The following is a 232-nucleotide window of genomic DNA, read 5'->3' as shown; positions in this document are numbered from 1 at the left end:
CACAGCCTATCTCTATCATGGCAGTCACGCTGTTTGCCGTGAACAAGGGCTATCTGGATGATGTCGAAGTGAAAAAAGTGCTGTCGTTTGAAGCCGGTTTGCACAATTATATGAAGACCAGTCACGGTGCATTATTGGCCAAGATTGAAGAAACCAAGGCACTGGATAAAGATGGTGAAGCTGCACTGGCTGTTGCGGTTGCCGACTTTAAAAAATCCGGCGCTTATTAATC

At 46.1% G+C, this 232-nt stretch carries 1 pseudogene; it reads left to right on the top strand.

Annotated elements, in window-relative coordinates:
- A pseudogene (locus tag ACZ3GY_RS24850) lies at positions 1 to 230 on the top strand (F0F1 ATP synthase subunit alpha); the annotation flags it as partial.
- Positions 231 to 232: the final 2 nt, after the last annotated feature.

This window comes from Pseudomonas sp. PME37.24/006 (assembly GCF_055556635.1).
This window is presented reverse-complemented; position numbering and strand designations above follow the sequence as displayed.